Origin of the sequence: Rheinheimera muenzenbergensis (genome assembly GCF_036984005.1) — a bacterium.
In the GTDB taxonomy this organism is placed as follows: Bacteria; Pseudomonadota; Gammaproteobacteria; order Enterobacterales; family Alteromonadaceae; genus Alishewanella; species Alishewanella muenzenbergensis.
The window spans coordinates 56,170-76,803 of sequence record NZ_JALAAR010000011.1 but is presented as its reverse complement, the minus strand read 5'-3'; the positions used below and the strand labels follow the sequence as shown (position 1 = coordinate 76,803).

20 protein-coding genes are annotated in these 20,634 nt (G+C 48.7%); 10 read left to right on the top strand and 10 right to left on the bottom strand.

Translation table 11 applies throughout. The features are described from left to right. The first annotated feature begins 91 nt into the window (after window positions 1–91). Complete coding sequence (locus MN202_RS13585; protein WP_335736670.1) at window positions 92–3,265, top strand: amidohydrolase family protein; 3,174 nt, start codon at window positions 92–94, stop codon at window positions 3,263–3,265. A gap of 57 nt (window positions 3,266–3,322) precedes the next feature. Here MN202_RS13585 and MN202_RS13580 read toward each other — a convergent pair whose 3' ends face one another. Next, window positions 3,323–4,762, bottom strand: a complete 1,440-nt coding sequence (locus MN202_RS13580; protein ID WP_335736669.1) for an FG-GAP repeat domain-containing protein — start codon at window positions 4,760–4,762, stop codon at window positions 3,323–3,325. Window positions 4,763–4,983: 221 nt separating this feature from the next. Between MN202_RS13580 and MN202_RS13575 the strand changes: the two genes are divergently transcribed. Beyond that, a complete protein-coding gene (locus MN202_RS13575) occupies window positions 4,984–5,658 on the top strand; it encodes a hypothetical protein (protein WP_335736668.1) in 675 nt (224 codons plus the stop codon). 5 nt (window positions 5,659–5,663) lie between these two features. Here MN202_RS13575 and MN202_RS13570 read toward each other — a convergent pair whose 3' ends face one another. The 4 genes from MN202_RS13570 to MN202_RS13555 all read right to left on the bottom strand — a co-directional run bounded on the left by MN202_RS13570 (window position 5,664) and on the right by MN202_RS13555 (window position 9,646). Continuing rightward, window positions 5,664–6,425: a substrate-binding periplasmic protein gene (locus tag MN202_RS13570; RefSeq protein WP_335736667.1), complete on the bottom strand. Its 762-nt coding sequence runs from the start codon at window positions 6,423–6,425 to the stop codon at window positions 5,664–5,666. A 135-nt stretch (window positions 6,426–6,560) separates the two neighbouring features. Further along, window positions 6,561–7,364: a DUF1338 domain-containing protein gene (locus MN202_RS13565; protein WP_335736666.1), complete on the bottom strand. Its 804-nt coding sequence runs from the start codon at window positions 7,362–7,364 to the stop codon at window positions 6,561–6,563. Window positions 7,365–7,408: 44 nt separating this feature from the next. Continuing rightward, window positions 7,409–8,437 (bottom strand): arginine N-succinyltransferase, encoded by a 1,029-nt coding sequence (gene astA / locus MN202_RS13560; protein WP_335736665.1) that lies wholly within the window; start codon window positions 8,435–8,437, stop codon window positions 7,409–7,411. Window positions 8,438–8,440: 3 nt separating this feature from the next. Then, complete coding sequence (locus MN202_RS13555) at window positions 8,441–9,646, bottom strand: aspartate aminotransferase family protein (RefSeq protein ID WP_335736664.1); 1,206 nt, start codon at window positions 9,644–9,646, stop codon at window positions 8,441–8,443. A 167-nt stretch (window positions 9,647–9,813) separates the two neighbouring features. On the opposite strand from MN202_RS13555, the gene MN202_RS13550 reads away from it, so the two are divergent. The 5 genes from MN202_RS13550 to MN202_RS13530 all read left to right on the top strand — a co-directional run bounded on the left by MN202_RS13550 (window position 9,814) and on the right by MN202_RS13530 (window position 12,586). Beyond that, the gene (locus tag MN202_RS13550; protein ID WP_173500669.1) at window positions 9,814–10,242 is read left to right on the top strand and encodes an Lrp/AsnC family transcriptional regulator; all 429 of its coding nucleotides are present in this window, start codon (window positions 9,814–9,816) and stop codon (window positions 10,240–10,242) included. 104 nt (window positions 10,243–10,346) lie between these two features. After that, window positions 10,347–11,405 (top strand): hypothetical protein, encoded by a 1,059-nt coding sequence (locus MN202_RS13545; protein WP_335736663.1) that lies wholly within the window; start codon window positions 10,347–10,349, stop codon window positions 11,403–11,405. Beyond that, window positions 11,402–11,770: a hypothetical protein gene (locus MN202_RS13540; RefSeq protein ID WP_335736662.1), complete on the top strand. Its 369-nt coding sequence runs from the start codon at window positions 11,402–11,404 to the stop codon at window positions 11,768–11,770. The genes MN202_RS13545 and MN202_RS13540 overlap by 4 nt, the downstream gene beginning before the upstream one ends. Before the next feature lie 35 nt (window positions 11,771–11,805). Further along, the gene (locus MN202_RS13535) at window positions 11,806–12,180 is read left to right on the top strand and encodes a hypothetical protein (protein ID WP_335736661.1); all 375 of its coding nucleotides are present in this window, start codon (window positions 11,806–11,808) and stop codon (window positions 12,178–12,180) included. A 43-nt stretch (window positions 12,181–12,223) separates the two neighbouring features. Next, window positions 12,224–12,586 (top strand): hypothetical protein, encoded by a 363-nt coding sequence (locus MN202_RS13530; protein ID WP_335736660.1) that lies wholly within the window; start codon window positions 12,224–12,226, stop codon window positions 12,584–12,586. Window positions 12,587–12,632: 46 nt separating this feature from the next. Here the strand turns inward: MN202_RS13530 and MN202_RS13525 are convergent, their stop codons facing one another. The 4 genes from MN202_RS13525 to MN202_RS13510 all read right to left on the bottom strand — a co-directional run bounded on the left by MN202_RS13525 (window position 12,633) and on the right by MN202_RS13510 (window position 17,461). Then, window positions 12,633–14,633, bottom strand: coding sequence for a bifunctional metallophosphatase/5'-nucleotidase (locus MN202_RS13525; RefSeq protein ID WP_335736659.1), 2,001 nt, complete (start codon window positions 14,631–14,633; stop codon window positions 12,633–12,635). Window positions 14,634–14,656: 23 nt separating this feature from the next. Next, complete coding sequence (locus MN202_RS13520; RefSeq protein ID WP_335736658.1) at window positions 14,657–15,070, bottom strand: HIT family protein; 414 nt, start codon at window positions 15,068–15,070, stop codon at window positions 14,657–14,659. A gap of 206 nt (window positions 15,071–15,276) precedes the next feature. Further along, window positions 15,277–16,137 carry an S-formylglutathione hydrolase gene (fghA, locus tag MN202_RS13515; protein WP_335736657.1) on the bottom strand — a complete coding sequence of 287 codons (861 nt, stop codon included), beginning with the start codon at window positions 16,135–16,137 and terminating at the stop codon, window positions 15,277–15,279. A 205-nt stretch (window positions 16,138–16,342) separates the two neighbouring features. After that, complete coding sequence (locus tag MN202_RS13510) at window positions 16,343–17,461, bottom strand: S-(hydroxymethyl)glutathione dehydrogenase/class III alcohol dehydrogenase (protein WP_472511571.1); 1,119 nt, start codon at window positions 17,459–17,461, stop codon at window positions 16,343–16,345. A gap of 305 nt (window positions 17,462–17,766) precedes the next feature. Here MN202_RS13510 and MN202_RS13505 point away from each other — a divergent pair, with 305 nt between their 5' ends. The 3 genes from MN202_RS13505 to MN202_RS13495 are packed head-to-tail and all read left to right on the top strand — an operon-like array spanning window position 17,767 to window position 19,951. Then, on the top strand, window positions 17,767–18,651 hold the full coding sequence (locus MN202_RS13505) for a LysR family transcriptional regulator (RefSeq protein ID WP_335736656.1): 885 nt from the start codon (window positions 17,767–17,769) through the stop codon (window positions 18,649–18,651). Window positions 18,652–18,689: 38 nt separating this feature from the next. Further along, window positions 18,690–19,310, top strand: coding sequence for a thiol:disulfide interchange protein DsbA/DsbL (locus tag MN202_RS13500; protein ID WP_335736655.1), 621 nt, complete (start codon window positions 18,690–18,692; stop codon window positions 19,308–19,310). After that, on the top strand, window positions 19,307–19,951 hold the full coding sequence (locus tag MN202_RS13495) for a DsbA family oxidoreductase (protein WP_335736654.1): 645 nt from the start codon (window positions 19,307–19,309) through the stop codon (window positions 19,949–19,951). The genes MN202_RS13500 and MN202_RS13495 overlap by 4 nt, the downstream gene beginning before the upstream one ends. Before the next feature lie 4 nt (window positions 19,952–19,955). Here MN202_RS13495 and MN202_RS13490 read toward each other — a convergent pair whose 3' ends face one another. Beyond that, window positions 19,956–20,579 (bottom strand): DUF1287 domain-containing protein, encoded by a 624-nt coding sequence (locus tag MN202_RS13490; RefSeq protein ID WP_335736653.1) that lies wholly within the window; start codon window positions 20,577–20,579, stop codon window positions 19,956–19,958. Window positions 20,580–20,634: the final 55 nt, after the last annotated feature.

Genomic DNA, 20,634 nt, shown 5'->3' with positions numbered 1-20,634 from the left:
AAACTTAACTCGGCCGCCAGTTTATGTCACTCTGCTGGCAAAACATACCAACGACAATAAAAATAGCAACATAACTGACAGGAACCCAAATATGAAAACCTTTAGCCCTGGCTTGCTGGCATTGGCTGTTAGCAGCTTTTTTTTGCAGGCAGAAGCAGATAAAACTGCTAAATGGGACGTAAATGCCCCCCAAGGCCAGTTTGAATCGGTAACGATTAATGTATCTCAAGGCAGCTGGATGAACCTGGCGTTGAGCCCGGACGGTAAAACCATTGTCTTTGATTTACTGGGCGATATTTACAGCATGCCGATAACCGGCGGCAAAGCAACACAACTGACCGGCGACATAGGTTGGCAGATGCAACCAACTTTTAGCCCGGACGGCAAATATATTGCCTATACCAGCGATGAAGGCGGTGGCGATAATATCTGGTTAATGAATGCCGATGGCACTGAGCCACGCGCCGTCACCAACGAAACATTCCGCCTGTTAAATAGCCCGGCCTGGAGCCCGGATGGTGAATTTATTGTCGCCCGTAAGCACTTTACGGCCAGCCGCTCTTTAGGTGCCGGTGAAATCTGGCAATATCATAAAACCGGCGGCAACGGCATTATGTTAACCGAGCGGCCAAATGATCAAAAAGATTTAGGCGAACCGGCGTTTTCGCCCGACGGTAAATATATCTATTTTTCACAGGATGACACGCCAGGCAAAACCTTTCACTACAGCAAAGACTCCGAAAGCGGTATTTATAAGATTAAACGCTTTGAACGTGAAAGCGGCAAATGGGAAGTGGTGCTGGACGGCGCAGGTGGCGCCATCCGCCCTACACCGTCGCCGGATGGCAAATACCTGGCTTATATCCGCCGGGTAGATTTTCAGAGCACGCTGTTTTTATATGATTTAACCAGTGGCGAACATATTAAATTGTATGATGGTTTAGACCGCGACATGCAGGAAACCTGGGCCATTCATGGCGTTTACCCAACCCTCGCCTGGACACCGGATAATAAAGGCCTGCTGTTTTGGGCCGGCGGCGAGATTAAGCGAATAAGCCTGGCCGATAAAAAAGTCGCAGCCATTCCGTTTAGCGTAACAACTGACAAGCAAATTCAAACCGCAGTGCGGGTAAAACAGGATATCGATAAAGACCAGTTCGATACCAAAATGCTGCGCTTCGTGCAGGTATCGCCTGATGGCAAACAAGCGGTATTTACTGCGCTGGGCCATTTGTATATTACTGATGTCACTAACCCTAAACCGCGGCGCTTAACCAAGCAAAGCACTGACTTTGAGTTTTACCCGCAATTTTCCCGCGATGGCAAAGAGTTGGTGTATGTCAGCTGGAATGACAATGCTCAGGGCGCAGTAAATATTCTCAATTTACGTAACGGCCGCATCAATAAACTCACCAGCGAGCCGGGAAAATATGTCGAGCCGGTTTTCAGCCCGGATGGCAAAACGGTGGTTTACCGTAAAGCCGGTGCAGGTAGTCTGTTGCCGCGGCAATGGTCATTAAACACCGGCCTGTACAAAATAAGCAGCAAAGGCGGCACGCCCGAGCTTATCAGCCGTAATGGCCGCGCACCTATGTTTGGCGCCGCTAATGACGCGGTATACGCCATGGACTACGGCAAGGCCCCCAGCCTTATTCGTATTGATTTAACCAAACATAGTCAGCAAACCCTGTACACCGCCAAATTTGGCACCGAGTTTAAATTGTCACCCGACGGTAAATACCTGGCATTTGCCGACCGCTTTAAAGTCTTTGTTACGCCTTTTACTGAACGCGGCAGTGCCATTGATATCAGCGGCACCGACAAGCAATTGCCGGTAAAACAGCTATCTGTACGCGCCGGTGAATACCTTAGCTGGAGTGGCGATAGCCGTCATCTGTACTGGAGCTTGGGCCCGGAGCTGTATCATGCCGGCATTAATGGCTTGTTCGACTTTAGCGATAACACTGATTTTGCCGCCAAAAACGGCATAAACCTGGGCTTTAGCGCCCCGGCTGATATACCACGTGGTAGCGTCGCTTTTGTTGGCGGCCAGATTATTACCATGAACGGCGACGAAGTTATTCAGGATGGCGTGGTACTGGTAGAAAACAACAAAATTAAAGCCGTCGGTAAACGTGGCGACGTTGCAGTGCCAACCAATGCCAAAGTATTTGATATTACGGGTAAAACGATAATGCCGGGCCTGTTTGACGCTCACGCGCATGGCAGCCAGGGCAGCAACCAGTTAATACCACAACAAAACTGGCAAAATTATGCCTCACTGGCATTTGGTGTAACCGCCATTCACGACCCGTCTAACGACACCCGTGAAGTATTTGCCGCCAGTGAAATGCAACTGGCCGGTCGTATTGCCGGGCCGCGTATCTTCTCTACCGGCACTATTTTGTATGGCGCTGAAGGTGCCGGTTACACCTCGCATATCGACAGCCTGGATGATGCTAAATTTCACCTTGAACGCTTACAGAAAGCCGGCGCCTTTAGCGTAAAAAGCTATAACCAGCCAAGGCGTAACCAGCGCCAACAGGTAATACAGGCCGCGCGCGAGCTAAATATGATGGTGGTACCGGAAGGTGGCTCACTAATGCAGCACAATCTGACCATGATCGTCGATGGCCACACCACCATTGAGCATGCACTGCCAGCAGCCAAAGTGTATGACGACATTAAGCAACTGTGGCAAGCCAGCAAAACGGCTTATACACCTACACTTAACGTTGCTTACGGCGGGATCTGGGGCGAAAACTACTGGTACGATAAAACCGAAGTATGGAAACACCCGAAACTGCGCACCTATGTGCCTATGGACGAGCTGGCACCACGCAGTATGCGCCGCCCTAAGGCGCCGGACAGTCACTACAACCATTTTAATGTCGTAAAAACCGCCAAAGAACTCAGTGAAGTTGGTGTCGTCGCCAATATCGGCGCCCATGGCCAGCGCGAAGGCTTAGGTGCCCACTGGGAAATATGGATGTTTGCTCAGGGCGGTATGAGCCCGCTGGACGCGTTAAAAACCGCCACCATAAACCCGGCAAAAACCTTTGGCATGGACCACCAGCTGGGGTCTGTTGAAGTGGGTAAACTGGCCGACTTAATAGTGATAGACGGTAACCCGCTTGAAGACATCCGCGTTAGCGACAAAGTTAGCCATACCATGGTAAACGGTCGTTTATTCGATGCGCAAAGCATGAATGAAATTGGCTTGCGTGAACGTAAACGCGCGCCTTTTGAGTTTGAACCACGCTAACAGTGTAAACTCTGTAAGCGGGAGCGGCCTTTCGCTCCCGCTTTTTAGCAGCATTGACTAGTGCAACAACAGGTGTAACTGATTACGCAGCGGCTCGGCCTCTTGTGTATCAAATGGCAGCAGTAAATCCTCTTTGCCATTGCCGGTTAGATCCAGCACTCTGACCTTACGCGCATCGCGTGGTAAATCCAGTTTTAGTTTTTCACTGCGCCGGCTGAACAAACGTTTCTTGTCATGTTGATACACTTTAAGCTGATCTTGCCCCTCGCCTATATATAAAGCTTTAAGTCCATTGCCGTTAATATCAACCAGTTGAAACAACGGCATATCGTAGCGCAGGTTGCCGATACTGACATCTATCGTCGCCTGCTGGCGAAAATCGGCCTGGTCCGGATAGCGGCGTTGCTCATTTAATAAATAAAAATCGATATCCAGGTTGGCACTGCCGCGTAATAACACCCGGATTATTGTGCCGACACCAAAATGGGTGCTGGGAATATAAAAGTCTTTACGACCGTCGGCGTTAAAATCATCTATTACCACATCTATCGGCGAAGTATCGGTGGTAATAACAGTGCCGGGCTCTGCCAAAAAGCTCAGCCCAGTGTCAGATTTGATGCCAAAATGCACCCTAAAGCTGTTGTTACGCTCCAGTGCATCGGCCAATTGTTCACGGTTAACCACCAAATCCGGCAGACCGTCGCCGTCAATATCGGTAATTTCACGCAAGCTATCAATATGCTGCCCACTGTAGCTGCGCCCGGCGTCATTACGCTGATCGGCTTCTTGCTCAGTAGATAGCGTTACCGGCCAGGGCAGCACTAAGGGCTGAGTACTGAAGCTGCCATCGGCTTGTTGTAAAAAGGCCTGAAACTTACCTTGCCAGACGAACAGCAAATCCTGCTTATCGTCCATATTTGCATCCACAATGTAGTGTTTACGCGGGCTATAGTCCGGGCTGCTGCGCCAGCTTTGCATAAATGCCGGGATCTGCAGGGCATAATGCACAAAACTACCGTCAGTTTGCTGCCGATATAAATGAGTGTGCTGAAAATCGGCAACGATAAAATCACTTAAGCCAGAGCCAAGATTTATGACAAAGTCTGCACTGCGCAAGCGGTTTTGGTCCAATACCCGATATAACGACTCTGCCGCCACAATGCGCTCAGCATAGCTGCCATCTTCAGCTAACCGGCTGACACCGCCAAGGCCAAGAAAAACCAGTTGCGCTGCAGATTGCCCTGCCAACCTTGCAGCACTAAAAAACTGCGCATCATCAGGAACCGGCAGCATCCGGCTGCTGTAATCGGTTAAATCAACCAGGCTCAGCCAACGGGCAAACTGGCTGTAACCAGACACCAACAGTTGCTTGCTCTCAGCCAATAGCAGCATATCGCCATTAGGCGGATGTTGCAGACTGACTTTTTTCAACTCAGCTGCATCGGCACAGGCTAGGCTGCACAACAACAAGACTAGATAACGGGCTGCGAACTTCACTAAAAATACTTCCCTGTTTAAGGCGCATTGCAAAGCTAACGTACAATTAACGCTTTTGGTTCATTGCTTTGCAGGTTAAAGATTTTGCTTGATGTTGTCTACTTCGCCACTTTGCTGCTAAATGAGAATTAAAGCGTCAAAAAGAAACACTTTGTTGACATTTCAAAAACATAACAGCACACTGCAGCAGCAACGTTTCTTCAGTCTGTAGAGTTAGAGATATGGTTAAAAAGCTGGCCTTCACCTTGATTTGTATCGCCGTTGTTACCGTTGGTGCAATAAAAACCTTTGATCGTCCTTCTGCTAGTCAGGTAGTGCAACAGGACACAACTTTACTGCCTGTCAAAGATCCATCTCAACAGACGTCTGCCAACGTCGTTAATGCTATTGAGTTAAATTCGGATAAAAAAGTAACCGCAAGCCAGCAACACACTAATCCTAATAAAAAAGATTTAAACCAAAATCTTGGACATCATTATGCCGATGAAGATGAACGCCTTGCCAAACTTATTGCCAGCATTAGCAGTGTCGATGGGGTATCACAACAGGCTGCCTCAGCGTTAATGGCGACAAAGGATTTTTACGATGTAATTAATTCGTTGGAAAAAAATGATGCTGAATCATTTACGATCCACAATCAGTTTGAAGACAGTATCAGTGAGTCAATCAGGCAGAACAATTTTAACGCTTCTGTCTATGCCTTCAACTGCAATGATATAGTTTGCGCTGCGGCAATTACATATGAAGATAGTGTAGACGTTGAAAATTTACTCAAAAAATCATTTCCTGAAAATGGCCCCGCTATTTCAATAGTGGCGCAACCTGTTATGTTTAATGGTACTAAGGAGTTAAGAGTAATCCTCAACTATGCAACAGCAGCAATTGTAATTAATTAACCGGATTAAAAGTTTTGCTTGATGTTGTCTACTTCGCCACTTTGCAACATGTGTTGCCAGTGCTTTTGCAGTTGCAGGTATAAATCACTGGAAATGGCCTGGCGGCTAATGGCGAAATACACCGGGTTTTCATGTAGTACAAACAGTTTCACATAGCGCTGCGCCAGGTCTTTTTGTTGTAATAGCTCATCGATAATAGCTTCATCTTCCAGGGTTGCCACAACCCGGTCAGACGCCAACATAGCCAGTTTTTGCTGATTACCAGAGGCGTAAAATAAGCGCTGTTGTAGCCCTTCCTGTTGTTGCAGCAGTTGTTGCCATTTCGGTCCGTAATAGGCGCCTTCGGCTACTGATATCAACCCGGGCCAACTAAGCAGTTGATACAAATCAGCGACACTGCGCTGCAATTCGCGCCGTCCCACTACCACCATGCGCTCTATATGATGTGGCCCGACAAAGTAACTAAAACGGGCCCGCTCAGCGGTTTCTGACATGCCAACCATAACGCCTAATGAGCCATCTTCCAGCATTTTTATTGCTCTGCCTGCCGGCAGTGCCTGCATCTTTACCTGACAGCCACTTTTAGCCAGTAATGCACTAAGCAAAGCATAAGATTGCCGGGAGGTGCTGGTGTCATTGTGTGAGCCTGCAGCTGTGCTTTGCTGATCGGATTCCAATCGTACGCTAAGCTGACACGGCACCTGCTGCGCCGATACGGTAAAACTGCACAACAATATTAACAGGCAAGCTTTGCCGGATAATTGCATTATCTCTTGCTCCTGTTAACAATTAACTTGACTATAGCGCTGCCACTGCAATGCAGCAAGCGCTGAGTTTTTGTAATAAAAAAGGTCAGCACTAAGCTGACCTTGATGGCAGAACCTGCGTACTAACGGACCCGATTAACGGGCATTAGTGCTTTCAAATATTTTGTCAGCTGACGCCGCAACAAAGCCGGTGTACAGCATGCCGTTGCTCATTGGGTAACGGCGGGCAAACTCATAAAAGCAGCTGGGGATAGTGGCAACCGTATCGCTAAACTGAACCTGATGTAAATCTGCCAGCGTAGAAGACTGTTCTAAATACACCTGTGGTGTGCCTTTAATCTCGCCACCCGAGGTATTAAGTAAAAAGCCGGCATCTTTCAGCGCATGGTTCACCTGCTCTAATGTCGCAAAGCTTTGCAGGTCATTTACACTTACCGTGAAGTGGTTAGCACGGTAACCCCAGGCCGCTACCCAGGCGGCGTATTCGCTTTCGGCCAGTAGCTGCTCGTATGTTGCCTGGCTTACCTGCCAGTGGGTGCCGCTGTACAAGAAATTATCAGCCGTTACCGCTTCAGCTGGAATTTGCTCAACCAGCGCCGTGATGGTGTCGCGCAAATACGCCGAGCACTTATCTAACAGCAATTCAGAAATAAATACTTTTGGCAAAGTACGATCCGGGTGCTCATAGTGCTTGGCGTACAGTTTTTTCGCTTCAAAATGGTACTCGCCACACTCTTCATAGCCCAGTGCTTTAAAGTGTGCTGCCAGTTTTTCCAAACCGACCTTTTCCAGGTTAAAGGTACGCAGTGCGATATGATCGTTAATCACATCATCCTGCTGCGAACTGCCGAGTAACTGGTGTACTTGTTTGGCAGAAGGGGTCACCGCTACATAGTCTTGCCACAGGTTGGCAAACAACACTTTTACATCAGTATGCATTTTTAATCCGCCTTAACATTTACCGGTTAATACTTGTTTGGCCCTCAGGCCTTATCCAACACTATAAATCTTGCCATATCGCCATCGTGCAGGCGCAGTGTATCGGCAAATTCCGCGCTGAGCAGCAACAGCTGCTGCTCTGCATCAAACCGGGCGTTCTTACCAAAGCTGGCACGAAAGCCTTGCAGTTCGGTATTGGCCACTGCCAGCGTTTGCTCACCTTGCACATCGGCAATTTTAACTTTAACTTTCTTACTGGCTGCCACCGATTTGATCTGGCTTAGCCGCGCTTCAACCGTTGGACCTGCATCGAACAAGTCGATATAGCCACGATGGGCAAAGCCTTCATTTTCCAGCATTTTCAGGGCTGGCTTGGTGTTTTGGTGCACCTGGCCAATTACCTGCTGAGCCGTATCGGGCAGCAAACCGACATAGATCGGATGACGGGGCATCAGCTCAGCAATAAAGGCTTTTTTACCCACACCAATCAAGTGATCGGCAGTGGGAAAATCTATGGTTAAAAACAGCTGTTGCAGCCAGTGCCAAAATGGTGGCTGGCCATCGCTGTCTGCCGCACCACGCATTTCCGCTATTACCCGGTCGCTAAAACGCTGTGGGTATTCGGCCATAAACAAAAACCGCACTTTGGATAAAAACCGGCCAGCGTGGTTGCGCCGGTAGCTTTCGCGCAAAAACAAGGTGCAAATTTCTGAGGCGCCGGTGTAGTCATTGCACAGTGTCAGGGTTTTTAACTGGTTAAACACGTTAAGCTCAGCACTATGGTGAATAACCGTGTTCTGCTGAAAGTGATACAGTGGCGTGCTTAACCCCACCGCGGCTTCAATGCCGGTAGTACCGACTATTTCACCGGTTTGGCTATCTTCCAGCACAAATAAATAGCCCTGATCGCCAGGCCCGTCTACGTCAGCGGCAAAGCTGTGCTCGGCATGGTCAATTTTTTGCTTTAAGCGCGCATCGTTTACCGGCAGCGAGGTAAAACCTGCGCCGGATTCAATAGCAATTTGCTTCAGTGCAGCAAAATCCGCTGCCGTTATCGGCCGGATCACTAACATGGCTTAGGCCTGCACTATTTGAGCTACTGCGCGCTCAAAGCGGGCTAAGCCTTCGATAATATCAGCATCAGGGATAACCAGTGACGGTGCAAAGCGCACTACGCTGGTACCGGCAACCAGTGCCATTAAGCCCTGATCAGCTGCCGCTAACATAACGTCACGCGCTTTACCGGCATAGTCACTGTTTAACACCGCACCAATTAATAAACCAGCACCGCGCACTTCGCTAAACACATGGTATTTTTCATTAATTTTATTTAAGCCGTCTTTAAACAGCTTTGCTTTAGCGTTAACACCAGAGAGCACTGCCGGCGTATTTACCGTGTTAACTGCCGCTAAGGCAACGGCGCAAGCCAGCGGGTTGCCGCCATAAGTTGAACCGTGCGTACCGACAACCAGATGCTTAGCAATGTCAGTGGTGGTTAACATGGCACCGATAGGGAAGCCACCACCGAGCGCCTTGGCTGTGGTTAAAATGTCTGGCGTGACGCCATAACCCATGTAGGCATACAGCTCGCCTGTGCGGCCGACGCCGGTTTGTACTTCATCAAAAATCAGCAGTGCATTGTGCAGATCACACAGCTCACGCAGGCCTTTTATAAATTCAGCCGTGGCCGGCATTACACCGCCCTCACCCTGCACCGGCTCTACCATAACCGCACAGGTATTGGCATTGATCAGCGCTTTTACGCTGTCCAGGTTATTAAACTCGCCGTGTACAATGGCTTCAGGTTTTGGACCAAAACCGTCTGAATAGGCCGGCTGGCCACCGACGGTAACGGTAAAGAAAGTACGGCCGTGGAAGCCTTGCTTAAAGGCGATAATCTGGTTTTTCTGCTCGCCGTATTTATCTTTGGCGAAGCGACGCGCCAATTTTAATGCCGCTTCGTTAGCTTCAGCGCCAGAGTTGGCAAAATAGACTTTCTCAGCAAAGGTGGCATCCACCAGCGCTTTGGCTAACAGCAGGGCTGGCTCATTGGTCATGACGTTAGATAAGTGCCACAGTTTATCGGCCTGCTCTTTAAGTGCAGTAACTAACGCCGGATGACAATGGCCTAAACAGTTAACCGCTATACCACCGGCAAAATCGATAAATTCTGTGCCGTTTTGATCCCACACCCGGGATCCTTCACCTTTTACCGGGATAATTTTCGATGGTGCATAGTTTGGTACCATAACGTCATCAAAAACACTTCTTGAAACCTGCATAAACTACCTCACTGTTGCTGTAGACATGGCCTGCCTTTATTAAAAATATCCAGTGGCAGGTCCTGATAAAATTAACCCTATTATATTGGCCGCTATCGTCATATTGCAGTATCATTATCAGCAATTTTAAAGCTTAACTTAGCAATTTAACGTAAAGGCTTAGCAAAATGATAAGCAAGGAAGATGAAAAGCTATTAGCGGTACTAAAACACCATGCCCGCGCCAGTATTTCTGACCTGGCCAGGATGCTCGACTTATCCCGCTCGACGGTACAAACCCGCATCGCCAAGCTCGAGCAAAGTGGCGTGATTAAAGGCTACTCGGTTGACTATGGCGAGGACTATCTGGCCTCACTGGTGTCGGCCCATGTCAGCATTAAAGTGCGGCAAAAACTCACCGCCAAAACTAACGTTGAGCTAAAGCAAATTGCCCAGGTCTCGGCGCTGTATGCTATCAGCGGCGAGTACGATCTTATCGCCATAGTGCAGGCGCAAAGTACCGAGCAACTCAGCCATATTCTGGATGACATCGGCAATTTAGACGGCGTAGAGCGTACCAATTCCTCGGTAATTTTAGAAACCAAGTTTAAACGTTAACGTGAGTAATTAAGCAACATATAGATAACAATATGTAAAATATATCTTGCTGCAGTTATAGCCAGGTTTTAAAATCAGCTCAATTTACCGATAAGGACATGGTTATGGCTGAAATTCTGTTAAATACCCGCCCACAACACACTAATACGCTGTTTGCCAATTCAGCGTTTGCCGATAAAGACTGGCAACAGCAGTTTTATCGTAATAACAGAAGCATAGTGGCCGATATTCTACAGCCCTATCAGCCATATATGCTAAATGGCAGTCAGGCGGACACCCACGATTTTTACAGCCAAATGTGCACTATTCCGCAGCAACAGCGTGAAGTTATCGGTCATACCGTCGAAAGCATTGGTTCAGACAATACGCTAGCACTGGCTGCGATGTACGACGAGCATATTTATCCATACTTAAAAGAAGATGGCTCAACATTAAGTGGTGCGCTGGCTGGCACACTTGCCTCAAGCAGAAATGGCTTGATGGAAAGCATGTCTAAGTATGAAAAAGCATTACTGAAGATATACGAAGCCAGAAAACAAGGCGCAACCAATGTTGAAATACGACGCCTTGAACAAATTGCGAAAGCTCATCACGGCAATCTACAACAAACCTTTGAATATCAACTTAAGCGACACCTCGCTAACTTCAAATCCCCAAGAGCCCGAAGCGCTATCGCTAGTGCGAAACGTGGCACTAATATCGCTATGTCTGGCAGGTTAAACCAATCTACTGTTACCAAACTTGAAGTGACCAAATCGACTGATGTTAAAACTTTACGCAACATGTCCAGACGAGCAAAATATCTTGGAAACAGTGTAATCCTAATTGATGCAGGACTCAGAGCTTACAATGTTGCAGATGCAAAACAGCAAGGACAAGATTATCATCGAGTTGCAGTACAAGAAATTACCGGTTTCGGTGCCAGTACTGCTGCGGGCGCATATACAGCACAAATTGCTTTCGCATCTACTGCAGCGGCAATGACAAAAGTAGGTATTGCATTGGGCTGGACGCCTGCTGGATGGGTTATTCTAGCCGGAGCAGGCTTAACTGCATTAGCAGCAGGTTACTACTCAGCTAAATACGTTAATTCGGCAGCAAAAACAGGCGCTGGTGTCATTTACGATCGAAGTGCAAATTATTCGACCAGGGGTAGAAGATGATTTCAGAGTTCACCTCTGACGATATTTTGTTCTTAGCGACCATCTTAATGTTTGCATTTATGATCAATTTTTTTCTCTCTTGGCTGATATTCGCGCACCTGAGTATGCGGCCATTAGAGAAGAAGTTAAAAGCGGCGAATAAAGATTCGATCAGTCAGTGGGACGGGCCGGGCTGGCGCGTGGTTACCTACGCGATTAAGCTGGTGCTGCCAGCATCATTTTGGGGTAAAAATACGATGCTGATTGATCCTTACGTACTTAAAGAGTTAGCTACGACTAAAGACAAGACACTTGCATTTTGGTTAATCTTGTCAGGTCTTTTGTTCGTTATTGTATGCATTTGGTACGCTGAGACATTTTCATAACTTATACAATGAAAGCTATCCAACTTACGAGTTAAATGGCGATGGCAGAAGGCATTAACCACTCAGACTTTGAATTACTGTACTTATTAGTTGGTCTTTTTGTGCTGCTAAACGCTGCTATTTCATGGCTTGCTTTTGCACAATGCAGCATGAGACCGCTGGAGAGAAAATTACGCGAGTTAAAAAGTGATAATATCAGTGACTGGGATGGGCCGGGGTGGCGTACAGCAACCTATGCGATAAAACTTGTATTACCGCCACACATTTGGGGTAACTACAACATGTTTTTAGACCCCTATCTGTTACATAAAATTGCAACCTCGGCTGATAAACAGCGAGCAATATGGTTCTGGTTGTCTTGGATAACTGCAATTGCAATGGCGATTGGATTTACGTTGTTTATTGAATGAGAAACTGTTACATCACTCCACAATGCGCAAGAAGTCGCTGCTAGTGCCAGACGCTGAGTTAAATAATTCGTTAGATTTTGCCACTATTTTTGGCATTGTTCTAATGTTCAATGCTGCGGCATCCTGGCTGGTCTTCGCACAGCTTGGCATGCGTCCGCTGGAAAAAAAGCTAAGAGCACTAAACAAAGAAACGATCAGTGAATGGGATGGCCCCGGCTGGCGTGTCGCCACTTACGCAATAAAGCTTATTTTGCCGGCCTCGATTTGGGGCGAGCATGCTATGTTTATTGACCCCTTTTTGTTAAAACAGCTCTCGACAAGACGTGACCGGATATTAGCGGCCTGGATGATGGGATCTTGGCTGACATTGGCTGTATTTAGTGTGCTTTATATAGAACTGCTATAACTAAAACATGCAACTTGAAGGGCAGACTACTCTGCCCTCATTTTCGTCACCTTTCCAAAGTTACCGTTGGCTCGCGCTTTTGTTGCCATAGATCTGGTTTGGCCTGCAGATACTCGATAAATGCCTGCGCAGCTACTTTGCAATCTACGCTTTCGGTTTTACAAGGCAAAGTCGCGACATTGTGATAACGGGCACTGAAAGCACGCCCACCGCTGCTATCTTTTGTAGCTTCAACCCGTGTTACCGGATACAGCGCTACGTGCTGCTGGCGCAGGATAATATCCAACCGGTCGCTGTGCTCTGCTTGCAATTGTTGTAACAACTGCCAGCCGTCATTGCCATCGGCCAGATAACTGGTGGTGACCAAACTATAACGTTGTTGCGGCTCAACGGCTTGCCAGCTGCCGTCTTGTTTGATATCCAGCGTGGTTAACTCTGCGGTAGCCGGGCCGGTTTGTTTTGCCACATAACGTATACCGGCAACATAAGGAAACTTACCGGTATGGGCCCCGGCAACTACCGACTGGCTGATAATATCGGTGAGTAACATGCGTAAATCTGCACCGCTAATGCTCAGCACACTAAGCGGCGTATCAAACGGCAGCACTTCCAGACGAATATTACCTTCGCGCACTTCACCTGCTGCCAACGGCGCACGGATATTACCGGCTGCAACTAATGACAGCTGCACCGGCCGTTTCATCAGGTTTTGTACTGCAGTTTGGTTGACATAGTTAAGCATCGCATCGGCGATATGCCCTGCCAGTGCCGAGCCATGCTTATCACTGCCGCCGCTACCGGGCAGGCGTACATGGGGTACTTCGGTTTCGGTGCTGCTGATCACCGCACCATAAGCTTGCTGTACCGCCGGCAAATAAGTGCTATCCAGCACAGCGCGCAGCGCCGCATCTTCGGCAACAATGGCTGTGCGCGGCAGACCGGCAACATAACGCTCTGTCGCAGCTTGCTCAGCTGCGGCAATACGGCTGGGTTCATTGCGCAGTGCCGAGCGGAAATAGTCTGTACCAGCCAGTAAGGTATTTTGTCCGGCACAGCTTAGCAGCTCACCGCCGGTGTTAAACTTAAGCCTTGCCTGACCCACGGCCTGAGCAAACTGCCCTGCCTGCACCACACAGGTTTTACCTTTACCATCAGAATTTATTACCAGCTCAGCATAGGGCCGCTGATTGCCTAAATACCAGTGACGAAAATCACCCAGCAGGCTGTGCGAGTGGCCGCCAACAATAACATCTATACCGTTAACCGCAGCGGCCAGTGTCAGGTCACGCTGATTGCCCAAATGCGTTAGCGCAATAATGTACTTAACACCCTTTGCAGTTAACATATCTACGGTTTGTTGTGCACTTTGCACTTCATTGTTAAATACTATCGCGCCGGTATCGGGCGCTATGGCACGCATATCTTCCAGCGCCAGGCCAAATACTGCCACCAGTTCACGCTCTGCTGCGGCATCAACACTCTCCACAGCTTTCAGTTGGTTGTTATCCAGTACAAATAAGCTGTAAGGCTTCAGGTTTTGGCTGTTTACCAACAACGGCTCAGCGCTGGTATCAACGTTAGCGGCCAGCACAGGAAAGTTTACCTTGTCGACAAAGTCTGCCAGTTTGGTCAGGCCAATATCAAACTCATGGTTGCCCAGCGCCATGGCATCGATATTCATCCGATTTAGCACATCGATATTAATGCGCTGTTCAAACAGCTCAAAATAGGCACTGCCTTTAAAGGCATCGCCGCCATGTAAAAATAGCGCCGGCACGCCATCTTGCACAGCCTGCTGCCGCAATTGCTGTGCCTGGGTTAACAAGCGCGGATGGCCGCCAATATAGGTGTAAATCGGCCTGCCGGCGGCGTCCTTTACACCGGCTGGGCTGGCATCAAACTGCGAGTGGGTGTCGTTAATATGAATAAGGCTCAGCGTTAAGCCTGGCTCTGCTGATGTTGATGATGAAGGCAACGCGCTGCAGCCGGCCAGCAGCAATGCAGAAAAAAACGGCGCAGAAAACAGTAGTGAAGAGCTAAATCGCATAAATAAAACCTGTGTAAAGCCGGTTAAAGTGCCGTGCGGATTTTTTCTGCCAGCGCTTTTATTTTTTCCATATCGCCCATTGCAGCACCATGGCCGGATAATTTAGATAAATGCTCCGGAATTAAGTGAAAGTGCAAATGCGGTACTGTCTGCCCTGCAGCAGCGCCGTTTAACTGCATTAGCACCACGCCTTCAACGCCAAGGGTTGATTTGAGCGCCGACATCACTTTTTGTACTGTGGTCATGGTATGGCTAAGCTCATCTGCCGGAATATCTAACAGCGTCTCAGCCTGAAATTTCGGGATCACCAGGGTATGGCCGTCGGCCTGCGGCATAATGTCCATAAAGGCTAACGTGTAGTCGTCTTCGTACACTTTAAAACTGGGGATTTCATCGCGCAGAATTTTGGCAAAAATATTGTTGTTATCGTAGCTCATGCAGTTCTCCTTAATGCGGGCCAATACAGCAAACTTAACCGATTATGCCAGTACTTGACGATATTAAACCAGCTTTTGACGGAACGCATTAGTACGCAAACGCGGGCTGGAACCCCGTTTTGGTCGCCACAGAGTGTCTGAGCCCTGCCGTAGGCATTAGGGCGAGTTGCTGTGGCGAGCCAGGGCGGGTGTTGCAGCAAAGCGTTTTAACTGCACAAATACCGCGCATGAAACCGCAGATGCTGCTCAATAAAGCTGGCGATAAAATAATAGCTATGGTCATACCCCGCCTGCAGGCGGATCTCAGCCGGCGCAGCGCTTTGCTTCGCCGCCGCAATTAAACTGTCGGTACGCAATTGCTCAGGATAAAAGCTGTCGGCGCTGCCTTGATCAACTAATAACGGCAGCGGATCTTGCGCTATAGCTAACAATACAGATGCATCATATTGCTGCCATTGGCTTTTATCATCAGCTAAATAGCCGCTAAAAGCTTTAATACCCCAAGGGCAATTTACCGGATTACAAATCGGTGAAAACGCCGAAATGCTGCTATAACGCTGCGGGTTACGCAAGCCAATGACTAAAGCGCCATGCCCCCCCATCGAATGGCCACTGATAGCGCGTTTGTCCGACAGTGGCAACTCGGCTTCCAGCAACTGTGGCAGTTCGTTAACAATGTAGTCGTACATGCGGTAGTGCTTAGTAAATGGCTCTCGTGTGGCATTGACATAAAAGCCGGCGCCGAGGCCAAAATCGTAAGCGCCGTTTTCATCATCCGGCACCCCCTCACCGCGCGGGCTGGTATCGGGCATAATCAGCGCTATACCAAGCTCTGCGGCAATACGCTGCGCGCCGGCTTTAGCAGAGAAGTTTTCGTCCGTACAGGTTAACCCTGACAGCCAATACAGTGCCGGCACGGGTTGTGTTTCTGCTTGCGGCGGTAAAAACACCGAAAACTGCATTTCACAGCTAAGTGCTGTTGATGTATGGGTAAAGCGGATTTGTTTGCCACCAAAGCAAAGCTGTTCACTCACTTTGTTTAATTTCATTGTTCCGGATGCCGACATAGTGGGTTTCCTTCAGATTTATAATAGAGAGGATTAGAACCCCGTGCTGGTCGCCACAGAGTATTTTCACTGTGCAAGAATACGGTTGCAATTCCCGCTGTGCTCGCCACAGCAACTCGCCCTACTACCTTCGGCAGGGCTCAGACACTCTGTGGCTGCGCCATCGGGATTCCAACCTCTTCTGCTTAATTACCGGCAAACGCTATCAAAAATGAATTACCGTACGAATCGACTTACCTTCGTGCATCAAATCAAAGGCGTCGTTGATCTGCTCCAACGGCATGGTATGGGTAATAAAGGTATCCAGCTCAAATTCGCCGTTTAAATAACGCTCAACATAATCCGGCAACTCAGTGCGGCCTTTTACGCCACCAAAGGCGGTACCGCGCCAAACCCGACCGGTAACCAGCTGAAATGGCCGGGTCGAAATCTCCTGGCCGGCACCGGCTACACCGATAATAACCGACTCACCCCAGCCCTTATGGCAACACTCCAGCGCCGAGCGCATAACGTTGACATTACCGATACACTCAAACGAGAAGTCTACGCCACCGTCAGTCATCTCTACGATAACGTCCTGAATTGGTTTATCGAATTTTTTCGGATTAATAACGTCTGTAGCGCCAAGTTTGGTGGCGATATCAAATTTACTTTCGTTAATATCAATGGCAATAATACGGCTGGCTTTGGCCATTACCGCACCGATAATGGCAGATAAACCGATACCGCCTAAGCCAAAAACAGCTACGGTGTCGCCCTCTTTCACCTTAGCGGTGTTCATTACCGCGCCCATACCGGTGGTTACACCACAGCCGAGCAAACACACTTTTTCCAGCGGAGCGGCTTTATTAATTTTGGCCAGTGAAATTTCCGGCAGCACGGTGTACTCAGAAAACGTCGAGGTGCCCATATAGTGATAAATCGGCTTGCCGTCTTTGGAGAAACGCGTAGTGCCGTCGGGCATTAAACCCTTACCCTGGGTGGCACGAATGGCCTGACACAGGTTAGTTTTACCGGATAAACAAAACTTACATTTGCCGCATTCCGGGGTGTACAACGGAATAACATGGTCGCCCACCGCAACCGAGGTTACGCCCTCGCCTATAGCTTCAACAATACCGCCACCTTCATGGCCCAAAATGGCCGGAAAAATGCCTTCAGGATCTTCACCCGACAACGTAAAAGCATCGGTGTGGCACACGCCGGTGGCAATAATTTTAACCAGCACTTCGCCTTTTTGCGGTGGCATTAAATCCACTTCTTCAATCGATAATGGCTGGCCGGGGCCCCAGGCCACAGCGGCGCGTGTTTTGGTCATTTGCATCAGGTTGTCCTTTTTGTCGTTTGTACAGCGCAAAAATCTGTTACCAGCAAGTGTAACCTGATTTTTATTTTTGCCATATCAGTATGAATGCCACTAAAATGCAAATCAGTTTTTCATATTTGCAAAACTATGCAGGCGAAAAGCACGGCAGCTTGCGTTACAACGCCCGCCCTTGCTTGCCACAGCAACTCGTTCGCGCTGACACTCTGTGGCAACCAGAACGGGGTTCTAACCGCTGCCTTAGACTGCAGTTTCGGGACTGCAGCCTTGCTTCAGCAAAGCCGATTTAATACAAGAAGGTTTAAATGAAACAGTGGATTGGCATTAGCGAATTTGTCGCGGTGGCGGAGCTGCAAAGCTTTACCAAAGCCGCAAAGCAACTAAACATCTCAGTGGCGCAGGTAAGCCGTAATATTGCCGAACTTGAAGCCAGTTTAGCGATAAAACTGCTGTATCGCAGCACGCGCAGTGTTAGCCTAACCGAAGAAGGCCTGCTGTATTTACAGCATTGCCGGCATTTAGTCGCCAGTTTAGAAGAAGCCAATCGCACCTTAGCCAACTTAAAAGCCACGCCACGCGGCCAAATCAAACTTACCGCGCCGGTATTTTACGGTGAAACCCGCATTGCCCCTTTGCTGCATAATTTTATGCAGCTATACCCCGACACTGAGCTGGATTTACAGCTAACCAACAACAAACTGGATTTAGTTCAGGGCGGCTTCGATTTAGCTATCCGCCTGGGCACACTGGAAAGCTCCAGCCTGATCGCACGCAAGCTGGCAAGCCGCACCCAATATGTGGTGGCGTCACCGGCTTATCTGGCACAAAACGGTACACCGCAAAACCTGACTGAGCTTGCACGGCACCAATGCTTAACCGGCACCGTAGCGCAGTGGCGTTTTACGCAGCACGGCAAAGTAGTGCACTTTAAGCCTCAGGGCCGTATTCTTTGTAATAGCGGCGTAGCATTAATGGACGCCGCATTAAAAGGTTTAGGTCTGGTGCAGCTGCCGGATTATTATGTCGGGACTAAATTACAAAGCGGCGACTTGGTGGCAGTACTTAACGAGCTGCGCCAGCCAGATGACGGTATCTGGGCGCTTTATCCGCAAAACCGGCATTTGTCGGCAAAAGTGCGGGTGCTGGTCGATTATCTGGCGGCGAAACTTGGCTCAGCAGCAGCACTGTGATAGCGTTTTAGTTAACATAACTCTTTAGCGGATAAACGATGAAGTTTTTCATATCAACCATACTTCTGCTGGCCAGCAGTCTTAGTTTTGCCAACGACAGCTTTAAACAAGACCAGCATTACCAGCTGCTTAACACGGCTAAAAGTGAAACTGCACAGGTGGTGGAGTATTTTTCGTACTACTGCCCGTTTTGCTACAATTTTGAGCCCATAGTTGCCGAGTTAAAACAGGCACTGCCGGCTAACACCCCCTTGCACAAAGTACCGGTATCTTTTTTAGGCGGAAATATGGCTGCGACTGTGCAACGCGCTCACGCTACAGCCACTTTATTAAAAGTGGAAAACGCTTTTGCCGCGGCTTTGTTCAACCAGATCCATCAGCAACGTAAGCCACCGCAAAACCGCGCAGATATTAAACAGTTGTTTACCAGTATCGGCACAGAAGCACAGCAATTTGACGGCCATTTTGACAGTATGATCGTCAACAGCATGATTGCTGAGTACGATGCTGCCGTTAGTGCTGCCGATATCCGTTCTGTGCCAAGCTTTGTAGTAAACAACAAATATTTGGTTAACATCCGTGCTGTATCATCACAGCAGCAGTTTAATGAGCTGGTTAATTATTTGCTCAGCTTAGATCAACAGGTGGCGGCAAAATGAAGACGCTGAAAATCGATTTGGTTTCCGATATTGCCTGCCCCTGGTGTGCTATTGGCTATGCAAGATTGCAGCAAGCGCTTAGCAGCCTGCCTGAGTTGCAAACAGAATTGGAATGGCATGCGTTTGAGCTAAACCCGGATAAAAACGCGCCGCAAGAGCCAATTTTGCCGGCACTGAGCCGTAAATATGGTCGCAGCGAAGACGACATGCGCGCAGCTCAGGCCAATATGATGCAAATAGCTGCCGATTTGGAGCTTAACTTTAGCAAAATGCAGCAGCGCTTTACCTGCAATACCTTTGACGCTCACCGCCTGGTAAAATGGGCCGCCACGCACGACAAAGCCACTGCAATGAAGCTGGCGTTATTTGCGGCCTATTTTGGTGAAGCCAAAGATGTATCTGATGCTGCCATTTTGGCAAACTGCGCCGAGCAAGCCGGCCTTGATAAAACCGAAGCTCAGCGTATTTTAGCCAGCGATGATTTCAGCAGTATCGTTAAAGAAGATATCGCAAAATATCAGCAAGCCGGCATTTCATCGGTACCGGCCTTTATAATCAATAACCGCTACCTGATCTCCGGCGCACAGGAACCCGCCCAACTGGCTGCCAGCCTGCAGCAAATTGCCAACGAAATGGCATAAACAACTACTGAGCGTTAGCGCCGGGATGAAAGCGATAATGGCCGGTAATGTTGTAATCAAACAGCATATCGGCCAACACCGGTCCGGCACCGATATTGTGTACTATCAATGGCCGCTGGCCGTCGTCTGAACGTTTATTTACGACTATGCCGATATGCGGCAAATTGCCCGGCAGCATCCAGGTTACCAGATCGCCCGGCTGGTAGGCACTACCCTGCCGGCTTATCGCCAAACGTGTACCATGACGGCTGAAAAAGGTTTGCAGATTGGGGACGCGGCGATGATCAATATTGCTATCCGGCCTGGTTAAGCCCCAAATCCGCTTTGACGGGTAAAGCTCGAAATCAGCACGCATATCCTCATGCACTAACTGCTGTAAATCGATACCTAAAGCACGATAACTGCGGATCACCACATCAGTACAGACGCCAATATCTGCCGGTACATCGCCATTTGGGTAGGCAATACGCAAATAACGACCATCGTAACGCACCTGCTGCTGAGTGCGCTCCAGCGCCGCAGTCACCAATTTATCGCTGAACGTCTCTGCCAAACTGTACTGAGGTAATAAACACAACACTAATGCCAATGCAGGGCTTACTAAGCGGGATAACAGGAAAGGCGGCATAAATTGCTCCTTGCAACGCCATTAAACTCAGGCATAAGGCGCACCTGCAGCGATA

Excerpts from the sequence above, each read along its gene's own strand:
- MN202_RS13585 (WP_335736670.1), top strand. The coding sequence starts at position 92 with ATGAAAACCTTTAGCCCTGGCTTGCTGGCATTGGCTGTTAGCAGCTTT.
- MN202_RS13575 (WP_335736668.1), top strand. The coding sequence starts at position 4,984 with ATGGTTAAAAAGCTGGCCTTCACCTTGATTTGTATCGCCGTTGTTACC.
- MN202_RS13570 (WP_335736667.1), bottom strand. The coding sequence starts at position 6,425 with ATGCAATTATCCGGCAAAGCTTGCCTGTTAATATTGTTGTGCAGTTTT.
- MN202_RS13565 (WP_335736666.1), bottom strand. The coding sequence starts at position 7,364 with ATGCATACTGATGTAAAAGTGTTGTTTGCCAACCTGTGGCAAGACTAT.
- astA (WP_335736665.1), bottom strand. The coding sequence starts at position 8,437 with ATGTTAGTGATCCGGCCGATAACGGCAGCGGATTTTGCTGCACTGAAG.
- MN202_RS13555 (WP_335736664.1), bottom strand. The coding sequence starts at position 9,646 with ATGCAGGTTTCAAGAAGTGTTTTTGATGACGTTATGGTACCAAACTAT.
- MN202_RS13550 (WP_173500669.1), top strand. The coding sequence starts at position 9,814 with ATGATAAGCAAGGAAGATGAAAAGCTATTAGCGGTACTAAAACACCAT.
- MN202_RS13545 (WP_335736663.1), top strand. The coding sequence starts at position 10,347 with ATGGCTGAAATTCTGTTAAATACCCGCCCACAACACACTAATACGCTG.
- MN202_RS13540 (WP_335736662.1), top strand. The coding sequence starts at position 11,402 with ATGATTTCAGAGTTCACCTCTGACGATATTTTGTTCTTAGCGACCATC.
- MN202_RS13535 (WP_335736661.1), top strand. The coding sequence starts at position 11,806 with ATGGCGATGGCAGAAGGCATTAACCACTCAGACTTTGAATTACTGTAC.
- MN202_RS13525 (WP_335736659.1), bottom strand. The coding sequence starts at position 14,633 with ATGCGATTTAGCTCTTCACTACTGTTTTCTGCGCCGTTTTTTTCTGCA.
- MN202_RS13520 (WP_335736658.1), bottom strand. The coding sequence starts at position 15,070 with ATGAGCTACGATAACAACAATATTTTTGCCAAAATTCTGCGCGATGAA.
- fghA (WP_335736657.1), bottom strand. The coding sequence starts at position 16,137 with ATGTCGGCATCCGGAACAATGAAATTAAACAAAGTGAGTGAACAGCTT.
- MN202_RS13510 (WP_472511571.1), bottom strand. The coding sequence starts at position 17,461 with ATGCAAATGACCAAAACACGCGCCGCTGTGGCCTGGGGCCCCGGCCAG.
- MN202_RS13505 (WP_335736656.1), top strand. The coding sequence starts at position 17,767 with ATGAAACAGTGGATTGGCATTAGCGAATTTGTCGCGGTGGCGGAGCTG.
- MN202_RS13500 (WP_335736655.1), top strand. The coding sequence starts at position 18,690 with ATGAAGTTTTTCATATCAACCATACTTCTGCTGGCCAGCAGTCTTAGT.
- MN202_RS13495 (WP_335736654.1), top strand. The coding sequence starts at position 19,307 with ATGAAGACGCTGAAAATCGATTTGGTTTCCGATATTGCCTGCCCCTGG.
- MN202_RS13490 (WP_335736653.1), bottom strand. The coding sequence starts at position 20,579 with ATGCCGCCTTTCCTGTTATCCCGCTTAGTAAGCCCTGCATTGGCATTA.